General features: G+C 28.1%; 26 protein-coding genes and 1 tRNA gene. 6 read left to right on the top strand and 21 right to left on the bottom strand.

Annotated features, from left to right (window positions below):
* Positions 1-124: 124 nt before the first annotated feature.
* From ahpC to A966_RS09150, 6 genes are all read right to left on the bottom strand, one after another.
* Positions 125-688, bottom strand: a complete 564-nt coding sequence (gene ahpC, locus A966_RS09175) for an alkyl hydroperoxide reductase subunit C (protein ID WP_008724839.1) — start codon at positions 686-688, stop codon at positions 125-127.
* 173 nt (positions 689-861) lie between these two features.
* Complete coding sequence (locus tag A966_RS09170) at positions 862-2,061, bottom strand: MalY/PatB family protein (protein ID WP_008724836.1); 1,200 nt, start codon at positions 2,059-2,061, stop codon at positions 862-864.
* 107 nt (positions 2,062-2,168) lie between these two features.
* Entirely contained in the window at positions 2,169-3,188 is a 1,020-nt protein-coding gene (gene floA / locus A966_RS09165; RefSeq protein WP_008724833.1) for a flotillin-like protein FloA, read from the bottom strand.
* Between the two features lie 23 nt (positions 3,189-3,211).
* Positions 3,212-3,916, bottom strand: coding sequence for a UMP kinase (gene pyrH, locus A966_RS09160; protein ID WP_008724831.1), 705 nt, complete (start codon positions 3,914-3,916; stop codon positions 3,212-3,214).
* Between the two features lie 499 nt (positions 3,917-4,415).
* Positions 4,416-4,901 (bottom strand): GNAT family N-acetyltransferase, encoded by a 486-nt coding sequence (locus tag A966_RS09155; RefSeq protein ID WP_008724829.1) that lies wholly within the window; start codon positions 4,899-4,901, stop codon positions 4,416-4,418.
* A gap of 16 nt (positions 4,902-4,917) precedes the next feature.
* A complete protein-coding gene (locus A966_RS09150; RefSeq protein WP_008724828.1) occupies positions 4,918-6,042 on the bottom strand; it encodes an aminopeptidase in 1,125 nt (374 codons plus the stop codon).
* 147 nt (positions 6,043-6,189) lie between these two features.
* Here A966_RS09150 and A966_RS09145 point away from each other — a divergent pair, with 147 nt between their 5' ends.
* Positions 6,190-6,702, top strand: a complete 513-nt coding sequence (locus tag A966_RS09145) for a DUF2147 domain-containing protein (protein WP_008724826.1) — start codon at positions 6,190-6,192, stop codon at positions 6,700-6,702.
* Between the two features lie 3 nt (positions 6,703-6,705).
* Here A966_RS09145 and A966_RS09140 read toward each other — a convergent pair whose 3' ends face one another.
* The 8 genes from A966_RS09140 to A966_RS09105 form a co-directional block, all read right to left on the bottom strand.
* Positions 6,706-8,331 carry a peptide ABC transporter substrate-binding protein gene (locus A966_RS09140; RefSeq protein WP_008724824.1) on the bottom strand — a complete coding sequence of 542 codons (1,626 nt, stop codon included), beginning with the start codon at positions 8,329-8,331 and terminating at the stop codon, positions 6,706-6,708.
* 76 nt (positions 8,332-8,407) lie between these two features.
* Positions 8,408-8,710 (bottom strand): nucleotidyltransferase family protein, encoded by a 303-nt coding sequence (locus tag A966_RS09135; RefSeq protein ID WP_008724822.1) that lies wholly within the window; start codon positions 8,708-8,710, stop codon positions 8,408-8,410.
* Positions 8,707-9,108: an HI0074 family nucleotidyltransferase substrate-binding subunit gene (locus tag A966_RS09130; protein ID WP_232817761.1), complete on the bottom strand. Its 402-nt coding sequence runs from the start codon at positions 9,106-9,108 to the stop codon at positions 8,707-8,709. Before A966_RS09130 ends, A966_RS09135 begins: the two co-directional genes overlap by 4 nt.
* Before the next feature lie 90 nt (positions 9,109-9,198).
* Entirely contained in the window at positions 9,199-10,389 is a 1,191-nt protein-coding gene (locus tag A966_RS09125) for an acetate/propionate family kinase (protein WP_008724818.1), read from the bottom strand.
* A gap of 147 nt (positions 10,390-10,536) precedes the next feature.
* Positions 10,537-10,851 (bottom strand): hypothetical protein, encoded by a 315-nt coding sequence (locus tag A966_RS09120; protein WP_008724816.1) that lies wholly within the window; start codon positions 10,849-10,851, stop codon positions 10,537-10,539.
* Positions 10,852-10,871: 20 nt separating this feature from the next.
* Positions 10,872-12,119 (bottom strand): peptidase M30, encoded by a 1,248-nt coding sequence (locus A966_RS09115; RefSeq protein WP_008724814.1) that lies wholly within the window; start codon positions 12,117-12,119, stop codon positions 10,872-10,874.
* Positions 12,120-12,141: 22 nt separating this feature from the next.
* Positions 12,142-13,401 carry a hypothetical protein gene (locus tag A966_RS09110; RefSeq protein ID WP_008724811.1) on the bottom strand — a complete coding sequence of 420 codons (1,260 nt, stop codon included), beginning with the start codon at positions 13,399-13,401 and terminating at the stop codon, positions 12,142-12,144.
* 21 nt (positions 13,402-13,422) lie between these two features.
* On the bottom strand, positions 13,423-14,643 hold the full coding sequence (locus tag A966_RS09105; RefSeq protein ID WP_008724809.1) for a peptidase M30: 1,221 nt from the start codon (positions 14,641-14,643) through the stop codon (positions 13,423-13,425).
* 199 nt (positions 14,644-14,842) lie between these two features.
* Here A966_RS09105 and A966_RS09100 point away from each other — a divergent pair, with 199 nt between their 5' ends.
* Both A966_RS09100 and A966_RS09095 read left to right on the top strand, forming a co-directional pair.
* On the top strand, positions 14,843-15,616 hold the full coding sequence (locus A966_RS09100) for a CAP domain-containing protein (protein ID WP_008724807.1): 774 nt from the start codon (positions 14,843-14,845) through the stop codon (positions 15,614-15,616).
* Between the two features lie 19 nt (positions 15,617-15,635).
* Positions 15,636-16,046 (top strand): ExbD/TolR family protein, encoded by a 411-nt coding sequence (locus A966_RS09095; protein ID WP_008724805.1) that lies wholly within the window; start codon positions 15,636-15,638, stop codon positions 16,044-16,046.
* A 101-nt stretch (positions 16,047-16,147) separates the two neighbouring features.
* Here the strand turns inward: A966_RS09095 and A966_RS09090 are convergent, their stop codons facing one another.
* From A966_RS09090 to A966_RS09065, 6 genes are all read right to left on the bottom strand, one after another.
* Entirely contained in the window at positions 16,148-18,106 is a 1,959-nt protein-coding gene (locus tag A966_RS09090) for an ABC transporter ATP-binding protein (protein WP_008724804.1), read from the bottom strand.
* A gap of 71 nt (positions 18,107-18,177) precedes the next feature.
* A complete protein-coding gene (locus A966_RS09085) occupies positions 18,178-18,867 on the bottom strand; it encodes an ABC transporter ATP-binding protein (protein ID WP_008724803.1) in 690 nt (229 codons plus the stop codon).
* The gene (locus tag A966_RS09080; RefSeq protein WP_039955743.1) at positions 18,860-20,155 is read right to left on the bottom strand and encodes an ABC transporter permease; all 1,296 of its coding nucleotides are present in this window, start codon (positions 20,153-20,155) and stop codon (positions 18,860-18,862) included. The genes A966_RS09085 and A966_RS09080 overlap by 8 nt, the downstream gene beginning before the upstream one ends.
* Before the next feature lie 151 nt (positions 20,156-20,306).
* Complete coding sequence (locus tag A966_RS09075) at positions 20,307-21,380, bottom strand: tetratricopeptide repeat protein (protein WP_008724801.1); 1,074 nt, start codon at positions 21,378-21,380, stop codon at positions 20,307-20,309.
* 144 nt (positions 21,381-21,524) lie between these two features.
* Positions 21,525-22,025, bottom strand: a complete 501-nt coding sequence (locus A966_RS09070; protein WP_008724800.1) for a dihydrofolate reductase — start codon at positions 22,023-22,025, stop codon at positions 21,525-21,527.
* Positions 22,022-22,822, bottom strand: coding sequence for a thymidylate synthase (locus tag A966_RS09065; protein WP_008724799.1), 801 nt, complete (start codon positions 22,820-22,822; stop codon positions 22,022-22,024). The genes A966_RS09070 and A966_RS09065 overlap by 4 nt, the downstream gene beginning before the upstream one ends.
* Before the next feature lie 163 nt (positions 22,823-22,985).
* On the opposite strand from A966_RS09065, the gene A966_RS09060 reads away from it, so the two are divergent.
* Positions 22,986-23,339 carry a hypothetical protein gene (locus A966_RS09060; protein ID WP_008724798.1) on the top strand — a complete coding sequence of 118 codons (354 nt, stop codon included), beginning with the start codon at positions 22,986-22,988 and terminating at the stop codon, positions 23,337-23,339.
* A gap of 36 nt (positions 23,340-23,375) precedes the next feature.
* On the top strand, positions 23,376-23,627 hold the full coding sequence (locus A966_RS09055) for a hypothetical protein (protein ID WP_008724797.1): 252 nt from the start codon (positions 23,376-23,378) through the stop codon (positions 23,625-23,627).
* 11 nt (positions 23,628-23,638) lie between these two features.
* Here A966_RS09055 and A966_RS09050 read toward each other — a convergent pair.
* Positions 23,639-23,719 (bottom strand) — tRNA-Leu (locus A966_RS09050).
* A gap of 51 nt (positions 23,720-23,770) precedes the next feature.
* Here A966_RS09050 and A966_RS09045 point away from each other — a divergent pair.
* Positions 23,771-25,537: a YihY/virulence factor BrkB family protein gene (locus A966_RS09045; protein WP_008724796.1), complete on the top strand. Its 1,767-nt coding sequence runs from the start codon at positions 23,771-23,773 to the stop codon at positions 25,535-25,537.
* Positions 25,538-26,364 lie beyond the last annotated feature (827 nt).

Genomic DNA, 26,364 nt, shown 5'->3' with positions numbered 1-26,364 from the left:
ATTTATGATTATTTCCTGTCTTTTATTTTGCATAAAATTTTAAAAATAAAAAAGGACATATAAAATAAATTATATGCCCTTTAATTTTATACTATATTTAAATTAATATTATTATATTACAAAATTATAGTTTACCAACTAAATCAATACCTGGTTTTAAAGTTTTAGCACCTGGTTTCCATTTAGCAGGACAAACTTCGCCGCCATGTTCAGCTACATATTGAGCAGCTTGTACTTTGCGCAATAATTCATTAGCATCTCTTCCGATTCCCATATCATGTACTTCATAAGCTTTGATTTGACCTTCTGGATTTACAATGAAACTTCCGCGTAAATCTTGTCCAACTTCATCTACAAATACTTCAAAGAATCTTCCTAATACTCCAGTTGGGTCTCCAAGCATAGTGTATTTAAGATTAGCTATAGTTTTTGTAGCATCTGCCCAAGCTTTATGTACGAAATGAGTATCTGCTGATACTGAATAAACTTCACAATTAATTTTCTTTAATTCATCATATACGCTATTTAAATCTTCTAATTCTGTAGGACATACAAATGTAAAGTCTGCTGGATAGAAGAAAAATACACTCCATTTACCTAATACATCTTTAGTTTCAACAGTTTTGAATTCACCATTTTGATAAGCTTCAACTTTGAAATCAATAAGTTTTCTATTAATTAAACTCATATTATAACTCCTTTATTCATGTTTGTATATTCTAACAATACACTAAATAATAGTTTTTGTCAAGTAAAAAAATATATATATTAGTAAAAATTACTAAAAAATATAATTATTAAAATTATTTAATATATTGCAAATATTATATCATTATAAACTATAATAAATAAATTATCAAATTATTTATAACTTTTATTTTTTAATTGATGAACTATTCTCTCAATAAAAAGTTTTATATAGCTAAAGTCTGTTGCTATATTCAATCTTATAAAGCCTTTATAATCCTTTGAAAACCATTCTCCGAAATCAACTGCTATTTTACAATCATCTTGTATTAGCTCTTTTACTCTATCCTTATCTGCAACTTTCCTTAAATCTATAAAAGGCAAATATGTTCCTTCTAAAGGACTAACTATTATATCAGGAATTTTATCTTTTAATTCATCTCTAATGTATTCATAATTTCTTTTTATAGTTTTTAAAAGTCCGTCAAGCCAATCTTCTCCGTATCTGTATGCTGCTTCTGCTGCTGTCATACCTAACACACTTAATTCTGTTCTATTAATTGTGTTAACATACTGCTTATAAATTTTTCTCATATCGGCATCTGGTATAATGATATGCGAATTTAAAAGACATGCTAAATTAAAAGTCTTTGATGCCGAAGTTAATACTATAAGCCTGTCAATATATTTATCCTTATTTTTAATAGAAAGTGCAGAGATAAAAGGACGAATTCCTAAGTTTATATCCTGATGAATTTCATCAGAAATTATATAAACATTATGCTTTTTGCATATATCAAAAGTTTTATCAATCTCTTCATCAGTCCACACTCTTCCCACAGGGTTATGAGGATTGCAGAATATCATCATTTTAACATTATTTTTTACAATGTCATTTTCTAATCTCTCAAAATCTATTGTAAAAACACCATTATCATTTTTCAATCCGCATTCAATTAAATTTCTATCATTATCTTTAACAGCATTATGAAAAGGATAATAAACAGGTGTAAGTATAATAATAGAATCTCCTTTTTGAGTAAAAGCATTCACAAGCCAATATATAGAAGTTACAACCCCTGTAGAAAATTTTATCCATTCTTTTTTTAAATCAATATTATATCTTTTTTTCTGCCAATCAAAAAATGCTTCAAAATAGCCATCCCATAAAACAGTATAGCCAAAAACTCCATGAGATACTCTTTTATTCATAGCTTCTATAACTTCATCAGGAGCTTTAAACTCCATATCAGCAACCCACATAGGAAGAAGTCCTGCTGTTTTAAATCTAATATCTTTTTCTGTTTCCCATTTCTCAGAATTAGTACCATCTCTATTTACTAAATATTTGGAATTAAACTCTTCTATAGTCATAAAATTATCCTTAAAATAAATACTAAATAAAATCAATATTAAATATAAAAAATAGTCTGTATACAAAATAATATATACAGACTATAAAAATTATAAATAAACACAATTTACTGTTTTATACTGTTATTAGAATTATTATTTTTACTTGCTGAGTCCATTCCAGAAATACTATACCTCATCTCTGTATCAGCCATAACATTTTTCATATTATAATAATCCAATACCCCAATATTTCCTTTTTTAAGAGCCTCAGCAATAGCAAGAGGAAGCTGAGATTCAGCCTCTACAACTTTAGCTTTCATCTCTTCAACCTGAGCACGCATCTCCTGTTCACGGGCTATAGCCATAACTCTTCTCTCTTCAGCTTTAGCCTGAGCTATCTTTTTATCTGCCTCAGCTTGGTCAATCTGTAAGAAAGCACCAATATTACTTCCAACATCAACATCAGCAATATCAATAGAAAGTATCTCAAAAGCAGTACCTGAATCAAGCCCCTTAGCAAGTACAACTTGAGAAATTCTATCAGGATTTTCTAAAACTTCTTTATGAGAAGCAGAACTACCTATAGTAGTAACTATACCCTCTCCTACTCTTGCAATAATAGTCTCCTCTCCAGCTCCGCCAACAAGACGATTAATATTAGTTCTAACTGTAACTCTAGCAGTAGCCTTAACCTGTATACCATCTTTAGCAACAGCAGCAATCAAAGGAGTGGCAATAACTCTAGGAGAAACAGAAGTTCTTATAGCATCAACCAAATCCCTTCCAGCCAAATCTATAGCAGCAGCCCTCTCAAAGTTCAAATCCAAAGAAGCCTTATCAGCAGCTATCAAAGCATCAGCAACAGCAGTAGGATTACCACCAGCCAAATAATGTGCCTCAAGTTCATTAGTACCTATCTTTAAACCAGCCTTCCATAACTTTATTTGATTTAATACTATAAGCGAAGGATTAACTCTTCTAAGACGCATAGTAATCAATGTTATCATATTTATTCTTACACCAGAAAACAAAGCCGTAATCCAAAGTCCCATAGGGAAAAAATGTAAGAAAATAAATAAAAGTATCAGTATTACTACAATACCGACAAACATAGGAATAATTGGAATATAACCAAAATCAAACATATATAAACCTCCTAAAAATATTATTAATTATGTACATAAGTTCCTATATTTTCACCGGAAATAGCTTTTGTGATATTACCGGCTTTATTCATATTAAATACTCTTATAGGCATATCATTATCATTAGCCATGGCAAAAGCTGTCATATCCATAACTCTTAAATTCTGATTAATGGCTTCTTTAAAAGTTATATCATTGTACATTTTGGCATCTTCATTCTTTTTAGGGTCCTTATCATAAACTCCATCAACATTAGTACCTTTTAATACTATAGAAGCACCTATCTCTAAAGCTCTAAGTATAGCTGTACTGTCAGTTGTAAAATAAGGATTAGAAGTACCGCCTGCTATGATTAAAACATTGCCTCTCTCTAATATGCGAATAGCCTTGTCTCTTTCAAAGCCTTCTATCATTCCTTCTATATTAAAAGCTGATAATATTTGAGTAGGAGTGCCTGCTGCCATAAATCTGTCTTTTAGTGCTATTGCATTCATAATAGTAGCAAGCATACCCATAGAATCAGCAGTAGCCCTTACCATACCTGTTTTATCAGATAACTGCATACCTCTGAAAATATTTCCGCCCCCTACAACCACAGCTATTTCTGTATCATTTCCAGCCTCTTTCATCTCTAATGCTATTCTATCAACAACATTATTATCTATACCGTATTCTTTTTGACCAAGTAAAGCTTCTCCTGATATCTTAAGCAATACTCTTTTTTTCATTATTGACCTCTTTTTATAAAGTTAATTTTTTGAATTATACTATCTTTTTACATATATATCAAGATTTAATAATAGACTTGTTTAAAAACTAATTTTATTTATTAATTGCGAAACACATATTCGTGCCTTCGGCAACTACCACTTTTTTTTGCTGCCGTAGGAAAGGCATCTACTTGGCAGTGCTGCATACGAAGTCCGCCTTTGGGTCAGCAGGTATTGGCGGGTGATGGACTGCATCTTTATATACTGAAATAATAATTTATACAACCTGTAAAATATTTTATGATTTATAAATTATAAAAATTTCGTATATAATTTTACCAAGTAGTTTTGAAACAAGTCTAATTTATAGAATATTGAATATTTTTTAAGTATCATAAATCTAATTATTAATAATCATATTTAACTTTTTCTAAATGATACTATAAACTGCTTAATATTTAAATATAATAAAAGACTAATACAATATTTTTATCACTATTTTATAAAGCTGCTTTAATTATTCATAAGCGAATCTTTTTAAAACTTCATGACTAAGCCTATAAGAAGTCCAATCTGACATCTCAATCGTATTGAGTGATAAATAAAAATCAATACTAGATTTATTCCAATCCAAACACTGCCAATCAAGTCTTTCGCATCCTCTTTCAACTGCAATTTTTGCCACCTCTTTTAAAAGTCTTTTTCCATATCCCAATCCCCTATAATCAGGTGTAATATATAAATCTTCTAAATATATTCCAGCCTTTCCCAAAAAGGTAGAAAAATTATGAAAAAATAATGCATATCCTATTTCAATATTATTTTCTAAGGCTATTAAAACTTCGCATTTCTTTTTTTCAAATATCCACTCTTTAAGTATATCCTCAGTCGCACTAACCTCATGCTCTAATTTTTCATAACAGGCAAGTTCTTTTATAAATTTTAATATTACACCAACATCTTCAATAACAGCAAATCTAATATCAAATTTCTTATCACTCATTTATAAACCTTTTGCATTATTTTAAATTATTAGGATTCAAACATTTAAGACTGTCAATAACAAATAATCCGTCTTTTCTTATCAATTTATCATCAAAATAAATTTCGCCGCCGCCATACTTTTTAGTCTGTATACATACTAAATCCCAATGTACTTTAGAACTATTTCCATTAGGAGCTTCATCATAACAAGCACCCGGTGTAAAATGGAAACTTCCCATAATTTTCTCATCAAATAATATATCTTTCATAGGCTCTGTAATATAAGGATTAACTCCTATGGCAAACTCACCTATATATCTGGCACCTGCATCACTATCCAATATCTTATTTATTCTATTTGTATCATTGCAGGAAGCATTAATTATTTTTCCATTTTTAAACTCAAATCTGATATTCTCATAAGTAAATCCGTCACTGTATAAAGAAGGTGTATTATAAGATAAAATACCATTAACAGAATTTTTTACAGGGGCAGTAAATACTTCTCCGTCAGGTATATTAAGCTCACCTGCACATTTTATAGCAGGTATATCTTTTATAGAGAAAGTTAAATCGGTATCTTTTCCAACTATTCTCACTTTGTCAGTTTTATTCATAAGTTTTACTAAATTATCCATAGCTTTAGACATCTTAGAATAATCCAAATTGCAAACCTTAAAATAAAAATCTTCAAATTCATCTGTACTCATAGAAGCCTGCTGAGCCATGGCTGATGTAGGATAATTCATAACAACCCATTTAGTATTTTTTACTCTCTCTTTCATGTGTACCGGATCAAGATAAAACTTTTCATATATAGCATGATTTTCCATTTTTACAGAAGAGTTTTCTGCACTATTCAAGCCGCCCCATATACCAACATAAGCATCCATCTCTTTCATAAGCATCAAATCAGATTTAGCCCAAGTTTTCATCTGCTCTTCATTACATTGCTTCAATAACTCTCTAAGTATATGAGGATCATGATTCCAAACAAAAGGACTTGCTCCTATTTTATAAACTTCTTTGATAATAGCATTTACTAAATTTCTTTCTTCACCCTCTCCATAAGATTTTATAAGTATTTTTTCACCTTTTTTTAATTTGCATGAATAATTAACTATAGTTTTTGCTAATTTTTCTATTCTCACATCTTTCATTTTTTATTTCCTTGATTTAATAGTTATTTGTTTTATATCAGTAATTTTATATAATAAAAAATAATAATCAATATATAAATAATAAAATACTATAGAAAAAATATTATTTAAATATATAATTTATAAAAAATAAACTTGGATTATAAAATGAAAAATAGTATATTATTTATGTTGTTTATAATTATATTAAGCTCTTTAGTATATGCTGAAAATAATGCAAAAGATGTTGAAGGCTTCTGGGCTATGCCTGAAAAACCTAGAGGAAGAATGAAAGTAGCCAAAATAATAGTTATCGATAATAAAGTATATGCTTACGGCATAGCATTGCATGATAATGTAAAAAGTACATTGGATATACATAATCCCGATAAATCATTGAGAGATAAGGATTTAAAAGGATTAATATTTATATATGATATAGTATTCCAAGACGGTGAGTGGCAGACAGGAAGAATATATCATACAGATCAGGGAAGCACATACTATGCCAAAATAAGTTTATCAGAAGACAAAAAAACATTATTTCTGAAAGCATCATTAGATAAAAAAGGCATAGTAGGAGCTACAGTAGAATGGACTAGGCTCTCTAAAGAAGAATCCAATAAATATACAGATATTCCTGTAAATAAATTAAGAACTATAGAAGGAAAAGGAATATAAGTATCAATTACTTTCTTCTACAATTTCTGCTTTGCTAAAATTATATATACCGAATATATCATAAATAACATTAGTCAATTTTGCATTTTGCATTACAGTTCCGGAATAATAATATATTGGTATAATAGCCATATCATTCATAGCAATGCTTTCAGCCTCATGAAAATACATACTTCTATCTGAATCATTTTCCGCAATAGAAGCATCTAATAAAGCTTTATCAAATAAAGTATTATTATATCTTCCCTCATTAAGTACATATCCTGTTTTTACCAAAGATAGAAATGCAGCAGGACTATTATATCCTCCAATCCAGCCTTGTCTTGCCATATCAAAGTTTCCATCTCTTCTAGTTTGAAGAAGTACAGCCCATTCCTCCTGCCTTATAACCATATTTATATTTAATGCTTCTTTTAACATAGCTTGTATGCTTTCTGCAATAGTAATATGAAAGCCAGGATTTGTTATGAATTCAAACACTGGAAAATTTTCTCCATTAGGATAGCCAGCATCTGCAAGTAATGCCCTAGCCTCTTCTACATTCTTTTGATAATCTTCACTTTTTGTAGAAAAATATCCCTCTTTTTTATATCTAAAATCATTTGTACTATCAACATCTTTTATATTATAAGGAACAATAGCAGCAGCAGGTTTTTCTCCTCCTTTCATAATATTATTCACTATATATTCCCTATCTATAGCTAGAGAAATAGCTTTCCTCACTCTAGCATCATTAAAAGGCTCTTTTCTATTATCAACTTCGTAAAAATAAAGTGATATATTAGGTACAGCTCTTGCAATACCTTCTTTTAAAAGCATCTCTCTATCATTTATAGGCGTATTATGATAAAAATATATTTCTTCATTTATTATTGCAGACATCGCAGTATTATCATTATCTATAAACTCAAAATTAATAATATCAGGCTTAATCTCTTTATAATTCCAATAGTCTGTATTTTTACGAACAACCAATCTTGCATTATGATCCCAACGAACTATTTGAAAGGCTCCGTTTCCAACCATAGTATTAACATCTAAAGTCCAACCGTCCTCATTTTGACTAACGATATCTTCACGCAAAGGTGTATATGCAGTATGTGCCACCATCTCCAAAAAATAAGGAACAGGATATTCTAATTCTACATATAAAGTTTTATCATCTAATGCTTTAACCCCCAATGTTTCTTTATCTTTTTTACCCATCATTATATCGCCGGCATTTTTTATAACATCCAAAAGTATTGAATATGAAGCTCCGTTTTTAGGGTCAACTATTCTCTTCCAAGCATATACAAAATCATTGGCCTTTAAATCAACTCCGTCAGACCATTTGGCATTGCTTCTAATATTAAAAATATATATTGTATTGTTATTAGATGATGTCCAGCTTTCGGCAGCTCCTGGTATAATATTATTATTCTCATCTCTTATAGTTAAATTTTCAAATAAATGTGTTGTATATATCATAGCATCTACTGCTGAATTGATTGTAGGATCTATTGTCTGAGGCTCAGGACCTACAGAAACGGTTATTTCATTTAAAATATTTTTTGGCTCTTTATGGCATGACAAAATAAAAATAACATACAATAAACAAAATAATTTAATTAATATATTCTTTTTCATAAATAATATTCCTAATATAAAGTAATAATTATAGTATCGAAAAAAAATATAATTAACTAATTAAAATATTTTAATTTTAGATAGTTTCATATATTAATACTTTTTCATTATCTATAATGCTCTTAAAACTATCCTCTATAGCATTATAATCAATAATATCAGCAGAATAAATTAAATCACTTTCTTCAAAATCATCTTTTATTCTTGATATCTCATTTAATGATAATTTGGCATTAATATCTATAACTATATCAATATCTGAAAATTTTTTATTTGTTCCTTTTACTCTTGAACCAAATAAATATACTTTTCCATATTTTATATGTTTTTTTAGAATATATTTGATAATTTGAATTTCATTTTCAGTCAGGTTAATCATTCATTGTTTTCCTCTAAATGTTTCAAAAGGGATTTTGCATAAGGTAAAAATGCTTCTGCTTCATTAAACACTTCTTCAGAAACTTCATTTGAATAAATATGAGAAGTCGAATTTCTAGCATCTTTAAATCTTATCCATTTTTCAACATCATCTATAAGTAAATGCTTAGCTGCCAATCTGAATAATTCTTTTTTAGTTATTCCGTTAGTTATATCTGGATTTATATTCTCATTAAGCCATCTTTGTATAAATTTCCAACTTTGTTCAAAAGCTATTTCAAAGTTTTGTATTACTCCAGCTCTTATTGTAAGTATTAAATCTTCATCATCTGTTTCAATTCTATCATATACATTGATTGATTTTTCTAATGCCATTATCGATTTTTTCAGACTATCCAAATTTAATATCATAAAAACCTTAAAAATAGGGCATCTTTCATAAGAAAAGATACCCTATCAATTTTAATATTTATTATTTTTATATAAAAATTATTTCAATGCAAGGTTATAAGTATCCATAGCTATAGCTTTTTCTTCATCAGTAGCTATAACATAAAGTTTAATAGGAGCTCCGTCTTTTTCAAAACTAGCACATCCTCTAGCTTTAGAGTTTTTATCAGCATCGCATTTAATACCAAGTTCATCTAAACCTTCTAGTATTCTTCCTCTAATAGAAGCACTATTTTCACCTATACCGCCTGTAAATACAATACCATCAACATGACCAAGAGCAGCCATATAAGCACCTATATATTTTTTTACTCTATAGCAGAACATAGTAATAGCAAGTTCAGCTCTTTTATTAGTTTTAGAAGCTTCTTCCAAGTTTCTCATATCATTGCTGACACCAGAAACACCTAGAAGTCCGCTTTTTTTATTTAAAATATTATCCATTTCTTTTGCAGATAAATTTTCTTTAGCCATAACAAAAGTAGGAACAGCAGGATCCATATCACCAGACCTAGTACCCATTACCAAGCCTTCCAAAGGAGTTAAACCCATACTAGTATCAATAGATTCTCCATTTTTTACAGCAGTTACACTAGCACCATTACCCAAATGGCAAACTATAACATTAGCATTAGGTTTGTTTTCTGCTTTACAGAACTCTCCGTAAACATATTTATGAGAAGTACCATGGAAACCATAACGACGTATTTTATATTTATCATACCATTCATAAGGAACAGCATACATATAAGCATAATCAGGTATTGTTTGATGGAAACTAGTATCAAATACACCTACCATTTTTACATCTTTTAATATTTCTTTACAAGCAGCTATACCCTGCAAACCAGCTGGGTTATGTAAAGGAGCTATATCGCAGCAAGCCTCTATAGCTTTTACAGCTTCATCAGTGATTAATGTACTTTTGTTGAATGCTTCACCGCCATGAACAACTCTATGACCTACAGCAGATATTTCATTCATATCAGATATAACACCAACCTCTTTGTCTGTTAAAAGAGAAAAAATTAAAGACATACCAGCTTTATGATCTGCAACTTTTTGTTCTAATTTTTTTTCTTTGCCTTTTTCTACAGCTGTGTGTTTTAAAGCACTTGTTTCTTCGCCGATTTTTTCCAAAAGTCCTTTAGCTAAAACTTTTGCCTCAGGCATAGCGAATAATTGATATTTAATACTTGAACTTCCTGAATTGATTACCAATACATTCATAAAATGACTCCATAGTTTTGATTATTTTATTTTATAATTATACCATACTCAGTATATTTATCAATGAATTTTTATTTTATTATCAATAAATAAAGGCTTTAAATATTTAAACATATTTAAAGCCTAAAAATCGTATTTTTTATTTATTTATTCCTGCTTTTCTACCCACATAATAGTATATCTGTCAAATGATTTACTTCTATCGGCAAGCCATATAGTATCTTTCTTCACTTTAGCTTTTATAGTAATATTTTGTCCTACATACTTAGCATATTCATCAAAAAATTTTTTATCAAAATAATAATCTCTCTCTTCTGTAGTTATAACTATCTCAGGAAATATTGCTGTACCTACCATTCTAATAGTACCCGTAATCTCCTCTTTCTTAGCAAAAAGCATAAAGAAAAAAACCAGCATAAAAATATAAGAATATTTTATGATGTTTTTATAAATTATTTTCATTAATTCTCCTTATTTATAAATTAATATTCTTTAATTTTCCCGTCCTTATCAAACAATATATGTCTTTCTTTAGAAATATAAAAAATATCATTTACTGTTTCATACATTTTTGATGCCTGTACTGACGATGCTTTAGGAGTTGTAATATTTATAGAAGTTGGATTATCGCCTATATAAGTATCATTATTTAACGCAAATTCAAAACCATTTTGAAATTGCTTTGTTACTAAATTACCAGACTGAGTCAAACTTCCATTATAAACTACTAATGCACCCGGATATAAATTAATATTATTATTTTCTTTTTGTACTTTTATTTCTGCTCCTGCAACTTCTCCATTATTTATTCCTTCAATCCATTTAAATAATAAATCGTCCCAACTAGATGCCCCTATAAAACTTACATTTTTTAAAACTCTATCTATATCAGTATCACTAGAAAATTTTGCTATATTTTGAAATACAGAAGAATTTTGAGCATTTTTTTGATAAAGCCAATTCATAAATACTGATACTGAAGGATAATTAGCGAATAAATATTTACTAGTAGGATTATTAGGAAAAACATTTTCAGTTGGAAGATTCCAAGTATAGAAGCAATAATAACCGCCCATACTATTAAATCCATCTATTCTTGAACTAACTTTTAAAGGGCTAAATAATATAGAAGTAGATTCTGAAAGAGCTTCATTAAGCCAAGTTGACATTTCTCTTCCATTTTTTATATAATTGACATTAAAATTAATTAAATGCTGTAATTCATGAAGTATTGTACTTGACATATACTCAGGGTCTTCATTAACTATTTCTATATCCATATATAATATCTCAGCGTTATTATTTTGATTCAATAATAAATCTGCACTATCAAAATAACCATTATATATAGCAACTGAATGACTATCATTCAATTCTAATAGCAAAATTATAATTTTACCATTCTTATCAACATCTGTATGTTCTCCATATATTCTAACTTCTTCAGCATAATTATTATTAAATACATTCGCTATATAATCCACACTTTCAGGTTTATATCCGCTCCCCTCCATAACATATACAATCAATTTATCATACTCTGCTACTTTATAAAAATTACAAAGTTTATTTTCTTGCATCCTATAGTAGGCATAAAAAGTTTTTTTTTCCATACTTCCGCTGGGATATATTAATCCTCCGCTTGATTCTATAGGGTTTGTCACATTATTCCTATTACAAGAAATAATAGATAAAATTAAAATACTAATTATAAAAAGTATTTTTTTCATAAATATATTCTCCTATTTTAATTTAATATTCCTTGATATTTCCATCTTTACCAAATAATATATGTCTTTCTTCAGATATATAAAAAATATCATTTACTGTTTCATACATTTTTGATGCCTGTACTGACGATGCTTTAGGAGTCGTAATATTTATAGCAGTTGGATTATTGCCTATATAAGTATCATTATTTAAAGCCAATTCTAAAGAGCTTGATAGCTTTCTAGTTAATAAATTACCAGACTGAGTCAAACTTCCATTATAAACTACTAATGCACCCGGATATAAATTAATATTATTATTTTCTTTTTGTACTTTTATTTCTGCTCCTGCAACTTCTCCATTATTTATTCCTTCAATCCATTTAAATAATAAATCGTCCCAACTAGATGCCCCTATAAAACTTACATTTTTTAAAACTCTATCTATATCAGTATCACTAGAAAATTTTGCTATATTTTGGAATACAGAAGGATTTTGAGCATTTTTTTGATAAAGCCAATTCATAAATACTGATACTGAAGGATAATTAGCGAATAAATATTTACTATTAGGGTGATTAGGAAAAACTTTTTCAGTTGGAAGATTCCAAGTATAAAAACAATAATATCCATTCATGTTCTTAAATTCAAATATTCTTGAACTAGCTGTAGCCTCATTAAATACTACAGAAGTAGATTCTGAAAGAGCTTCATTAAGCCAAGTTGACATCTCGCTTCCATTTTTTATATAATTAACATTCCAATTAATTAAATGCTGTAATTCATGAAGTATAGTACCTGACATATAATCTGCATCTTGATTAACTACTTTTATATTCATATATAAAATCTCACCATTATTGAGCCTATCTTTCATTAAATCAAAATAATGAAAAAAACCGTTAATATTTCCTCCAGTATAATTTTTTATATCATACAATACAATTATTATTTTATTATTACCATCAACATCTGTATGATTTCCATATATTCTTATTTCTTCATCATAATGTTTATTAAATTCACTTACTATATAATCTATATTTTCTTTTCTATAACCTTCATTTTCTTCAATATAAATATCTAATTTATCATATTCTGCAATTCTATAAAATTTGGCACTAGCACTCAAGTCTTCATTTCCAGCACTATCAATAGATAGAATTCTAAAATTTCTGCTGTACATACTTGAATTAGGGTATGTTAATCCTTCTATTAATTCAATAGGACTTGTAACATTATTCCTATTACAAGAAATAATATATAAAATTGAAATAGCAATTACACAAAGTATTTTTTTCATAAATATATTCTCCTATTTAATTTAATATTCTTTAATATTTCCGTCTTTATCAAATAACACATGTCTGTATTTAGGTGTATAAGGCTTATCACTTGCTGTATCATACATTTTTGATGCCTGTACTGATGATGATTTAGGAGTTGTAATATTTATATAAGTTGGATTATTGCCTATATAAGTATCTTTATTTAAAGCGGCCTGATATCCATTACCTAAATCTTTTGTTACCAAATTTCCTGATGACTGAATACTTCCGCTATAAATTACTGCTGCTCCTGGAAATAACGGTATAGTAGATTCTGAAGGCTGAACCTTCAAATATGCTCCTGCAACTTCATTATTTTTTATACCATCAATCCATTTTAATAATAAATCGTCCCAGCTGGATGCCCCCGTAAAACTTACATTATTCAAAACTCTTTCATAATCTTCAGAAGATGAGTATTTTGCTATATTCTGAAATACAGAGGAGTTATTATTATTTTTTTTGTAAAGCCAATTCACAAATACTGATACTGAAGGATAATTTGCAAATAAATTGTATAAAGGAAGATTCCAAGTGTAGAAACAATAATAACCGCTCATATAATTATTAAATTCATTTATTCTTGAACTAACTATAGTTGGGCTGAATAATATAGATGTAGATTCTGAAAGAGCTTCATTAAGCCAAGTTGATATTTCTCTTCCATTTTTTATATAATTAACATTATAATTAATTAAATGCTGAAATTCATGCTGTATAGTTCCAGCCATATACTCAGGATTTTCATTAACTATTTTTATATCCATATATAATATCTCTGCATTATTATTTTGATTCAATAGTAAATCTGACCCATAAAAATAACCGGTAGTAACAGAACCTGAATAACTAGCATTCAATTCTAATAATAAAATTATAATTTTACCGTTATTATCAACATCTGTATGTTCTCCATATATTCTAACTTCTTCAGCATAATTATTATTAAATGCATTCGCTATATAATTCACACTTTCAGGTTTATATCCTGAGCCCTCCATAACATATATAATCAATTTATCATATTCTGCTATTTTATAAAAATTATAACGTTTATTTACTTGCCACTTATAGTTAGCATAAAAAGATTTCCTTTCCATACTTGCAGCATCAGGATATGTTAATGAACTGTCATAATTCACCCCTAAAACATTTGACACTCTTTGACAAGAAGATAATAATGACAATAAAAACAGCATAAAAAATATTTTCTTCATAAAAGTATTTATTCCCAATTATATATTTATAATAAAAATAATCTATTATATTAGATAAAAAAAGTCAATAATAAATCAAATAATATTCACATAAAAAAATAATATTATTTTTTTATTTTATTTTCTTTTATTTTTTACAAAATCATTATAGAATTAGATTTAATATTTATATAATTTTAAAAATTTTTGGAGATTAAAAATGAAAAAGTTAAGTTTAATAATAATATTTATATTTTTATCAGCTTTAGTAGTTAGTGCCAATACAATAGAAGATGAAGTATTAAGATTAATAAATTTAGAGAGAAGCAAAGAAGCCCTTCCTCCTCTTCCAAACAATCAAAGACTTCATTCTTTAGCATTATATCATGCTGATAATATGGCCAAAAATAAATTCTTTAGCAATACTGATTTAGACGGTTTAGATTCAAAAGCAAGACAAGTAAAATTATATCCTGAAATGGTTGGAAATATAAGTGAAAATATGCATAAACTAGATGTTATACCATTTACTGATAAAAAAGCAGCTGAAAGCATTGTTAAAGATCTTATGAAAACTCCTGACAGTAAGAAAAATATATTGAGTAAAGATTATAATGCAATAGGAGTTGGTGCTGTAAAAAGAGGAGTTGGTGTTTATACTACAGTAACATTTGCTAATATAGTTGCTGAATCTGTAGATTTTTCACCTACAGCTAAATATGGAGATGAAATAACTGCAAAATATAGAATATTAAATGGTGCGGCATTTACTGATTTTAAATTAGCCATAGAGATGGCAGATCCCGAAGCTAGAATCACAGGAGATGACGGAAAGACATATATAGGAAAAGTAATATACGATGTTAAAGATATGGGAAATTCTATATTAGGAAGAACTTTCAAAGCTGAATACGGACAAGGAGATTATAAAATTTCTATTCTTTATAAAGGTCAGCATTTCTTAAGCAATGTTAGAACTATAAAAGTTGAATAGTAGTTAGCAGTGATAAATAATGAAGTTTAGAAGAAGATTTAATATAAAAAGCGGGATAGATTTAACTCCTATGATAGATATAGTATTTAATTTGCTTATATTTTTCATGGTGGGTTCAACAATTATAGTTACACCGCAAATAGAAATAAGCCTGCCTAAATCTACATCTGCAGTAGGCTCAGAAAAAAATGATACCGTAGTGATAAGCATATCAAAAGATGGAGAAAAATACATAAACGGATATTTATCTGAAGATATTGAGGCAGATCTGAAAAAATTAGCAGACACAGAAGGAGAATTGGAAAAACCTGTAGAGATACGCTCAGATCAAGATGTAAAAACTCAAACTTTAATATCTGTTATAGATAGCGTGAAAAATGCTGGTTTTACAAGACTTAGTATAGCAACTGAAGAACAAAATCAAAACTAAATAATTTTATTAATTTTCATCTTTTAATAAAAAATGCTTAGTTTTAATAAACTTAATTATTAAAACAGCTATTTTTATTTTTTTATTTATCTATATCTAATTTATTCATCTCTAAATTGTAATGAATATAGGTATTGATATTTTCCGCCTCTTTTCATCAATTCTTCATGAGTACCTGATTCAGTTATCTTACCATCTTCAACTACACATATATATGTAGCATTTTTGATAGTAGAAAGTCTATGTGCTATAACAAATGTAGTTTGGAGGTTAATAATTTCATTTAAAGCCTTTTGAACATACATTTCACTTTCAGTATCCAAAGCACTAGTAGCCTCATCAAGTATCAATATAGAAGGTCTTTTAACTACAGCTCTTGCTAATGCTATTCTTTGACGCTGTCCTCCTGAAAGCATTACACCTCTTGGTCCTATATGCGTGTCATATCCATTAGGTAATTTCAAAATAAACTCATCAGCATGTGCTATTTTTGCCGCCCTTACCAAATCATCATCTGTAGCATCAGGATTAGCATATAAAATATTTTCTCTTACAGTTCCATAAAATAAAATATTTTCCTGAGATACTACCCCTATTTGATTTCTCACACTTCTTGTATTTAACTCATTGATATCAATTCCATCGAACCTTATAACTCCTTCGCTTGGGGTAAATAGTTTCGGTATCAAACTTATCAAAGTAGTTTTACCGCCGCCTGAATTACCAACGAAAGCAACTACATCTCCCTTTTTTACGCTAAAACTTATAGGTCCCAAATGAAAAGGTTCTGCATCGCTTCTTCTAGGATACTCAAAATGAACATTTTCAAAAGTAATAGAATGTTCTATCGGCTTCATTTCTTTTTTAGTTTTATCATCAACATTTTCAGCAGGTAAATCTATAATCTGAAATACCCTTAAAGCTATCCCCTTAGTCATCTGTAAATTTATAACTATACCAGATAAATCTCTAACAGGGGTTGATATATTAAGCATATAAAGTAAAAATCCCCATAAAAACTCAAAAGGCATCTCTCCTTTAAATATTAAAAATCCGCCGTAAGCAAGTATAACAAGCATAGCTACTATCATAACTAACTCTGTCATAGGTCTATTTAAAGATGTTAGCAAGCTAATCTTTCTCATTAAATTAATAAGCTCACCATATAAAGTTTTATATCTTGAAACTTCGGTATCCTCTTTAGAAAATATTTTTATAACCTCTATTCCTCTTATATCTTCCTGAATAACAGAAGTTGTACTGCCTAACAAATTCTGCTGTGCTGTAACTCTTGTTCTTATAAGTTTAGATACCTTATCTATACCCAAAGCTATTAAAGGTGCAGCCACAAAACAAGCTATAGTAAGTTTTACATTTAATATAAGCAGCATAGCCAATGTAAGTATTAAAGTTAAAGGAACTGTAATCATATTAGGCAATGTACTAGATAAAAAATTCTCTATTGTTCCTGACTCATTGATAACTCGGCTCATTAAATCGCCCTCTTTTTCCTGTTTAAAATATGCAATATCAGTATTCATAAGTCCTTTTAACATATCAGCACGAACATCTTTACCTATTTCTTGTGCCGTAAAGGCAAAAAGAAAAGTTTTTACATAGTCAAAACCAACTCTAAATAAAACATAAATAAATCCTATTATAATAATAAAAGCAAACTGTGCCATTATGACTGGATTTGCTATAGAATCAGCCGATAAAAATTGCTGGGCTATATCTTTTGTACTTATATTACCAAATCTTGCCGCTAAATCAGCAACAAATGGTATTTTATCCAAGATATCAACTCTTTTTCCACCTGTTATAGCTATAGCCATTTGTCCGAAAAACGGAGGAAGTATATTTATTATTGTATATCCAACACTTAGTATAAAAGATGGTATAAATAATTTTTTATGACGCATTGCATAAGAAAACATTCTTCTATAAGGATGCTTTTCAACTTTTGTATAATACTTTTTCATATGTTCTTCTGTAACAGCACCATGATCAAATGGTCTGTTATCTTTTTTAAAGAATTCTTTTAATTTTTTTATAAGCATAATTTTATATTCCTAGTATAATCTTATATTTGTTTATTCGTTAAATATTCTATATTAAAATATTTTATATTTCAATATTCTATTAAATTCTCGCCGTATTCCAAACGAAGTTTTCTATCAGCCATATTAGCAATAGAAACAGAATGAGTAACAATTATCAAAGAGGCATTACTTTGCTTTGTCATATTCCATAATAATTCTCTTACTACCTCAGCATTTTTTTTATCTAAATTTCCAGTGGGTTCATCAGCCAATACAACACTAGGCTTATTTATTAAAGCCCTTGCAATAGCAACTCTTTGTGCCTCGCCTCCTGAAAGCTCACCTATTCTATGCTCCATTCTATCTTTCAAACCAACAGTTTCAAGAAGGTTCTCAGCTTTTTCTCTTGCTTCTTTTTTATTATATTTAAGCATTAAAGATGGAATCATAACATTTTCTAAAGCACTAAACTCACCAAGTAAATTATGAAACTGAAATACATACCCAAGAGAACTATTTCTAAAATGTGCTAATTGTCCCTCATTCATTTTGCCAATATTATTGCCCAATATATATATACTGCCGTCTGTAATATCATCTATTCCGCCTATTAAATTTAAAAGAGTAGTTTTTCCGCTGCCTGATTCTCCTGTTACAGCAAGTATTTCATTTCTATAAACTTTTAAACTTATAGATTTTAACACTTCTACTTTAGGAGGTCCGGCATAAGTCTTTTTTAAATTTTCTATATTAATAAGAACTTCTTTATTATCACTCATATCTAAGTACCTCCGCAGGTTTATATCTGCTTGCTATATAAGCAGGTATTATTGCAAATAAAACAGAAAGTAAGAATGAAATACTAGCAACCATTATAACCTGAGAAGCATGTATTATAGAGGGAAGTCCTCCGCTTACATAATAAATATCTGATGGGAAAAAGTCAGGAACTATTGGTATTGATATTCCGGCACTTATTTTTGAAGGAATAAACCAAATAATATTAACTATAAACTGCATTATAATTCTTAATCCTTCCAAAGCCTCATTAACATAATTAGCAAGTAATATACCGCATATTACACCTAGTACAGTACCTATTAAACCGATTATTGCTCCTTCCAAAAAGAATACTTTAGCTACATTTGAAGGTCTTAAACCTAATGTCTTTATTATAGCAATATCTCTCCTTTTATCTTTAACAAATATTATCTGACTTGAAGCAATATTCAAAGCCGCTATTAATATTATGAAAGAAAGTATCAAAGCAAGCATTAATTTTTCCGTATGCAAAGCCTGAAAAAAATTCCTATCAAAAAGCATCCAAGGCATAACATTATAAAACTCTTTTAAATCTGTATCAATCTTTTTGGCAACTTTATCCGCTTCAAAAAAATTTCTTACCTTTACAGCAACGCCTGTAACAGCATTATTGTAACCAACCATCTTCTGACCTGTAGTAAGAGGAACTATCACCATTTTACTGTCATATTCATAATAGCCTGTTTTATAAATACCTTTAATTGTAAAAGTAGTTTTCTGAGGTCTAAATCCTCTTTCAAAACTTCCTGAAGCTGAAATTATATCAATAGTGTCTCCAATAGATAAAGCATAATCCTTTGCCATTTCAGATCCTATTAAAGCATCATTAGTCTGCATATCTTTATTATTGCCTTCAACAAAATTAAAATATTTTATAAAATCTTTATCAGTTGTGAATATTCTATCTTCAAATGAACGGACTGTTATAAGAGTGGTAAAACCATAAGAACGCATTATACAAGGCAAAACTATATAAGGATAAGCACTTGTTATCTCTTTATTATTCATTATGTTGTCAACTACATATTTATAATCAGTAAGAGGCTGATCGCTGTAAGCACTGATATTTATATGTGCTCTCATTCCGAGTATCTTATCTCTTATATCGTCTTGAAAACCATTCATAACGGAAAGTACAGTAATCATTACCATATCCCCTACTAGTATTCCAAGTACACATATAATTGTAATAATAGAAACAAATGAAAATTTCTTTTTGGCTCTCAGATATCTGACGCCAAGCATTAACTCTAATCTCAAATTATCTCCTTCAAAGTAAAAAATTCATATCAATATAATCTAAAATATTATATATTATATATAATAAATTTAAACCTATTAATTAATATGCAATAAAACTTTTATAATGATAATTAAGACAAAAAATAATTTATATTTATTTTTTTACAAATAGAAGTTTAAATTTTAATATAATTTTTAATAGAAATGTTTTTATATTATTATAAGACATATTAATGTATTTTATGGCATTATTATAATCTTTTAATTTATATCCGCAAAATCCTATATAGAAATATATTTTTTTATCAGCTTCTCTATGTTCTATATATTTGTTAAAATCTTCTAAAGATTCTCTATAATTTTTTAATTTAAACTTTACCTCTCCTCTTTTGCAGTAAGTAGGAAAATAATTAGGCTCTAATTCTGCACATATATTAAAATCATATAAGGCACATTCATATAATTCTAATTCCAATTCTGAAACACCTCTATTATAATATGCCTTATAATAATTTTTATCTAATACCAGAGCCTTGTTAAAATATTCTAAAGCTTCTCTATGCAATTTTAAATCCTGATTTATTATACCAATATTATTATAAGCATATATATTTTTGGAGTCTAATTCTATAACCTTATTAAAATATTCTAAAGCCTCATCATAATTTTTTAAATTGTATTTTGATAAGCCCATATTATAATATGCTTTAGTATAGCGATCATCTAATAGTATAACTTTCTTAAAATATTCAACGGCTTCATCATACAAGCCTAAATCATTTTTTATCAATCCTATATTATTATATGTATGGACATTCGGAAAAATTTCTATGGCTTTAATATAATATTTAATAGCTTCTTCATACAAACCTAAGTTATGATTAGCTAGGCCTATATTATTATAAGCCTGAATGCAGTTGTTATCCAATAATAAAGCCTTATTATAATAATTAATAGCTTCTTCATACAAGCCTAAATTATGCTTAACCAACCCTATATTATTATAAGCATTAATATATTTAGGATCTATTCTAATAACATTTTCAAAATCATCAATAGCCTCTTCATACATTCCCAAGCTGCTCTTGGCTAATCCTCTATTATTATAGATCTCTACACTATCACCATAATAAAAAATTAATTTATCAAAATATTCTAAAGATTTCTTATAATCAGCACTATCAAAAGCTTTACTGGCTAGTTCCAATAAATTATCTATACAATTCATAATAACCCCAAATATTAAAGCTATAACTTAATACATTAATTAATATATATAAATGCTGAAAATAAACTGCTTTTAATGTAATGCATCTGTAAAAATTGTATAATAGATTTTATATTTTTCAACTATTTTTCAAATTATATTCAATTAAATTCTAGTATATTTAATTATACTTATATTAATATCATTATGAAAAAATGTTTTTAATTTATTAGAATGAAATAAACTTGTATCTATTTGAGGAAAGAATCTGTCGCAATGATAATCTTTATCTATATGAGTAAGATATATTGTATCAGCATAGTCCAATGCCTTTTTATAAATTGATTCTCCGCCTATAATAAATATTTGATTATTTTTTTCTAAAAGTAATTTTGAAATTGAATCTTCAAAAGATTTTTCATAAAATAGATTATCATACTTTTCTGATAACTCAATATTTGAACGAGAAGACACAACAATATTTTTTCTATTTGGAAGAGGCTTTGAACCTAAAGACTCAAAAGTTACACGTCCCATAACAACTGCATATCCTGTAGTTGTACTTCTAAAGAACTGCATATCTTCTTTAATATGTCCCCAAGGCATAAAACCATTCAAACCTATACCATTTTTTGAATCAACCGCTGCAATTAATGAAACTATCAAACAGCAACCTCCGCTTTTATTGCCGGATAATACTTATACCCTTCTAATCTGAAATCTTCATAAATATGACTAAATATATTAGGACGATTTTCTATAGATAATTCAGCTGTCTGATTGAAAGGCTCCCTTGAAAGCTGAAGTTTTACCTGCTCTATATGATTATTGTAAATATGGGCGTCTCCAAAAGTCATAATTAGCTCTGAAGCATGAAGTCCGCTATGCATAGCTAAAAGTCTTGTAAGTATAGCATAAGAACTTATATTAAAAGGAACCCCTAAAAATAAATCCGCAGAACGCTGGTATAAATGAGCTATAATACCGCCATTTTTATTAACAGAAAATTGGCACATCATATGACATGGCGGAAGATGCATCTTATCTATCTCCCCTACATTCCAAGCATTCAAAATAATTCTTCTGCTTGTAGGATTATTTCTTAATGTATTTACGATATTTGATATTTGATCTATTTTATTTCCTTCTTTAGTTTCCCAAGCTCTCCATTGCTTTCCATATACAGGTCCAAGTTCTCCCATATCATCAGCCCATTCGTCCCATATATGAACATTATTTTCTAATAAAAATTTTATATTTGTGGATCCTTGCAAAAACCAAAGTAATTCTATAATAACACCTTTCATAAATACTTTTTTTGTAGTTACGATTGGTATCTTATTACCTTCAAATTTAAACCTTAACTGCGGTCCGAATATTCTTCTTGTACCTACTCCTGTTCTGTCTTTAGTTTCCTCGCCTTCTTCTAACACTTTTTTTAATAATTCTAAATAGTTATGCATAAATAATCCTGATACTATATCTATATTGTTATAAGGTCATTATTATATATGTTTAAAATATTTTATCAATATTCTAATATATAGCTAGTAATATATAGATACTTTTTTCATTTTATAATAATTATTACGATACTATATATTATACTAAATAAAGGGACTGTCAATGTATAAAATATTTATTGTATTATTATCTATATCAATTATATTCTATTCATGTAAAAAAAATGAAATCATAAGCATAGAAAGAGGTGTAGTTGATTATAGATTTGTAGGAAGCTGGAAATTAATCAATGGAAATGAAAAATACACATTCTTCAATAATAATAAAATAGAATATACAAGTAGTAATGGTCAGGAAAATAAAATTTACACTTATGAATGGAAAAAAGAAGGAGATAATTATTATTATAGACTATGGAATAATGAATTAGACAGCTGGTCAGATTTTCCTATCAAATATATTAACACAAATACAATAAAAATATACTCAGATTTCTTTAAAAAAAGTTATATTTAAGATATAATATATAAAAATATTAATGGATATACAAAAGTGGATTTATTAGTTATTATATTTTTCATAGCTATTATCATAATATTTATATTAATGTTTGGAATACTATTTTTTGTATCAGGTATAGGTAAAATAATAGATTTCATATCAATGATAATATTTAGAAATCATGAAGATTGTCCATTTTGCAAATGTAAGAATTCCATGAGAATAATAAAAACATCATCAGGATATAAAAAAGTTTGTAATAAATGCAAATTTTCTATAGAGGTTGATAAAAATAATGATTAAATATAAAAGATTACGAGGGGAGGGAATCGAACCCTCATGCCTAGGGCGCTAGATCCTAAGTCTAGTGCGTCTGCCAGTTCCGCCACCCTCGCTTAATTGTTATATATTATACATTATATAATTTTTTTTGCAAGAAGTGTTATATGACTAAAATTCAAAAAATTAAAAAAATTTTCAAGAAATTAAAGAATTTTTTCTCAGAAGATATATATTCTATAGATCAGAATATTTTCAACCCCATGCAAAAGTTCTTTGTAAATGCATACAAAATACTAGTTTTTGCTGTAACAGACTTTTTTAAAGATGACTGCACTATAAGAGCAGCTGCTTTAACATACCTTGTAACATTATCATTTATACCAGCACTAATAGTAGGACTTTTCATATTGAGAATATTCAATATATATCAAAATATATTTGTTTTCATCTTTGACTGGATGGAAAAAAACGCACCATTCTATGAACCTATGGTAAGACAAATACTTAATATAGCCGATAACACCAATTTAGCAAGCTTCGGACTTATAGGTATTATATCAACTATAGTCAGTGTAGCATTAATACTTCACAGCATACAAAAATCATTTATAAAAATATGGCGTGTAAAAATTACTACTTCAATACCTAGAGTGGTTGCTAACTATATAGCATTACTTTTTCTTATTCCTGTACTTATAGGTATATCATTCACTTTAATAACATATACATCTATAAATCTTCATTATCTTCCAGCATTATTAAAAATACTACTCTCTTGGGTTACTCCTATAATATCAACATCTCTCTTAGTATTATTTTTATATGTACTAGTACCGCAAACTAAAGTAAATTGGTCTAATGCCACAATATCTTCAGTATTAGTGGCAATAGCAATAATAACACTATTTAGTGTGTATTTTAAGCTTAACATAAATGTAAAAAATTATAAACAAATATTTGACAGCGATAAATATAAAATAGAATACATTGTAAAAGAAATAAATACAGGCAGCACAAACAGCATAATGACAAATGATGCTAATATATATCAAACTGAAAACATAGAAAATACGGAAAATATTAATGAGATTACTAATGCTGATATTAATATGCTTCAAAAAAATGATAAGATAGATGTTGATAATATTTCAAGTATAAAAATAGAAAGAATAAGTTATATTATTATACAAAATGCAGGTACAGGAATAAGTGCCGCTACTTATGAAAAGAAGCCAATAGAAACCAATATGCTTGAATTTCAAACTTTTTCACCAAATATATCAGAACAATTATTAAAATATAATTTTCAAATAGATGATGTAGTTACAATAAGCAGTGAAAATAATATGCTTACTAGTATAGCACCTGCAGAGTTATCTTCGGCTAGTTCATTTGCACAAATACCTGTTTTACTATTATTGCTTTATATAGTTTGGATTATAATATTATTTGGTGCTGAGCTAACATATTCTATACAATATTTCAGATCTTACGGAGTTGATAAAAATAGTGTAAAACTGTCATTTGCTGAAAAAGAGGTTATAGCATTAGAATTCATGCATATAATAGCTTCTAGGTTTATAAATAAGAAAAAAGCCATAACTATGTATGAATTAGGAAGAGAGCTTAGAACAGCCCCAACAACTATTACAGAAATATCTGAGCCATTGGAAAAAGCTATGTATATAATAAAAATATCAAATGGTTCAAATATTTCGTATTCTTTAGGCTGTCAGCCAGAAACTATTACTATAGGAGATATTTTGTATTCTCTAAGAATGTCCGGCGGATTTAGAAACAAAAGTGCAAATAACTATGATAAATATAAAAATTTAATATACAAAAACAAAGAAATTCCAAAAAAAGATTATAATACTAACTTGCTTCATTTAGTAAATAGTAAAATAAAAAGTAAAACAAATAATAAGTAATAAAGTTATCATTGAGTATTATTTATACGCACGGTAAATTAAATTCAAAAATATAAATATATTAATAATATAATTTTCACTATGTTTGAAAATAGATTCTCCGTGCGTTGTAAAAATAAACAATCTAATAAAAACTAGGGCGGGGGTTAATAAATTAAAATAAAGCACAAAAACAAATAAAATTTAAATTGCCAAATTAAACAATAAGTATAGAGGGTGGGAATTAGAATAAAGCAAAAAAAATTATTCTACCATACTCCCTTAATATTAGACTTGTTTCAAAACTCAAATTTTTAATATTTATAGTTTTTTAATTTAATATTTTTTTTGATTATAGTTGGGGCTTTGCTGCGAAGCACACAGTCGTGCCCCGCTCTGCGTGCTTCGCAAAACCCCACTTCTTTTGTGACGCTGTCCGCCTTCGGTGTGGCACATACGAAGTACGCCTCGCTGTGCGTGCCGACGAAGTCCACCTCGCGAAGCGTGCCTTTGGCAGGTGTCGGCAGGCGAGAAGCATACGAAGTACGCCTGCGGCGAAAGACTGCATATTTATATACTAAAATAATAATTTATAAAACATGTCAAACATTATTTTATAAATTATAAAATTACGAAATTTTCATATATAATCTTGTCAAGTAGTTTTGAAACAAGTCTAATAATTACTAATATTTAGAATTTCTACAAATAGTATTATATGTATAAAAAAAATAAACTTAGATTTATAAATTTATAAAATAATAATATTGCATAATATTTTTTTGTAAATATTATTGACATATAATATTAATTATTATAGAATGACAGTATTGTTTTTAATAGTTGGG

The sequence above is a fragment of the Brachyspira hampsonii 30446 genome, from assembly GCF_000316195.1.
GTDB lineage: Bacteria > Spirochaetota > Brachyspiria > Brachyspirales > Brachyspiraceae > Brachyspira > Brachyspira hampsonii_C.
Note: the sequence above shows the minus strand (reverse complement) of the source record. Positions and strands in the feature narration are given on the sequence as shown.

Coding starts and splice junctions, on each gene's coding strand:
- A966_RS09125 (WP_008724818.1), bottom strand. CDS start 10,389: ATGAATGTATTGGTAATCAATTCAGGAAGTTCAAGTATTAAATATCAA.
- A966_RS09105 (WP_008724809.1), bottom strand. CDS start 14,643: ATGAAGAAAATATTTTTTATGCTGTTTTTATTGTCATTATTATCTTCT.
- pyrH (WP_008724831.1), bottom strand. CDS start 3,916: ATGAAAAAAAGAGTATTGCTTAAGATATCAGGAGAAGCTTTACTTGGT.
- A966_RS09060 (WP_008724798.1), top strand. CDS start 22,986: ATGTATAAAATATTTATTGTATTATTATCTATATCAATTATATTCTAT.
- A966_RS09140 (WP_008724824.1), bottom strand. CDS start 8,331: ATGAAAAAGAATATATTAATTAAATTATTTTGTTTATTGTATGTTATT.
- A966_RS09080 (WP_039955743.1), bottom strand. CDS start 20,155: ATGCTTGGCGTCAGATATCTGAGAGCCAAAAAGAAATTTTCATTTGTT.
- A966_RS09120 (WP_008724816.1), bottom strand. CDS start 10,851: ATGAAAATAATTTATAAAAACATCATAAAATATTCTTATATTTTTATG.
- A966_RS09075 (WP_008724801.1), bottom strand. CDS start 21,380: ATGAATTGTATAGATAATTTATTGGAACTAGCCAGTAAAGCTTTTGAT.
- A966_RS09115 (WP_008724814.1), bottom strand. CDS start 12,119: ATGAAAAAAATACTTTTTATAATTAGTATTTTAATTTTATCTATTATT.
- A966_RS09100 (WP_008724807.1), top strand. CDS start 14,843: ATGAAAAAGTTAAGTTTAATAATAATATTTATATTTTTATCAGCTTTA.
- ahpC (WP_008724839.1), bottom strand. CDS start 688: ATGAGTTTAATTAATAGAAAACTTATTGATTTCAAAGTTGAAGCTTAT.
- A966_RS09085 (WP_008724803.1), bottom strand. CDS start 18,867: ATGAGTGATAATAAAGAAGTTCTTATTAATATAGAAAATTTAAAAAAG.
- A966_RS09065 (WP_008724799.1), bottom strand. CDS start 22,822: ATGCATAACTATTTAGAATTATTAAAAAAAGTGTTAGAAGAAGGCGAG.
- A966_RS09090 (WP_008724804.1), bottom strand. CDS start 18,106: ATGCTTATAAAAAAATTAAAAGAATTCTTTAAAAAAGATAACAGACCA.
- A966_RS09170 (WP_008724836.1), bottom strand. CDS start 2,061: ATGACTATAGAAGAGTTTAATTCCAAATATTTAGTAAATAGAGATGGT.
- A966_RS09095 (WP_008724805.1), top strand. CDS start 15,636: ATGAAGTTTAGAAGAAGATTTAATATAAAAAGCGGGATAGATTTAACT.
- A966_RS09135 (WP_008724822.1), bottom strand. CDS start 8,710: ATGATTAACCTGACTGAAAATGAAATTCAAATTATCAAATATATTCTA.
- A966_RS09110 (WP_008724811.1), bottom strand. CDS start 13,401: ATGAAAAAAATACTTTGTGTAATTGCTATTTCAATTTTATATATTATT.
- A966_RS09155 (WP_008724829.1), bottom strand. CDS start 4,901: ATGAGTGATAAGAAATTTGATATTAGATTTGCTGTTATTGAAGATGTT.
- A966_RS09045 (WP_008724796.1), top strand. CDS start 23,771: ATGACTAAAATTCAAAAAATTAAAAAAATTTTCAAGAAATTAAAGAAT.
- A966_RS09150 (WP_008724828.1), bottom strand. CDS start 6,042: ATGAAAGATGTGAGAATAGAAAAATTAGCAAAAACTATAGTTAATTAT.
- A966_RS09145 (WP_008724826.1), top strand. CDS start 6,190: ATGAAAAATAGTATATTATTTATGTTGTTTATAATTATATTAAGCTCT.
- floA (WP_008724833.1), bottom strand. CDS start 3,188: ATGTTTGATTTTGGTTATATTCCAATTATTCCTATGTTTGTCGGTATT.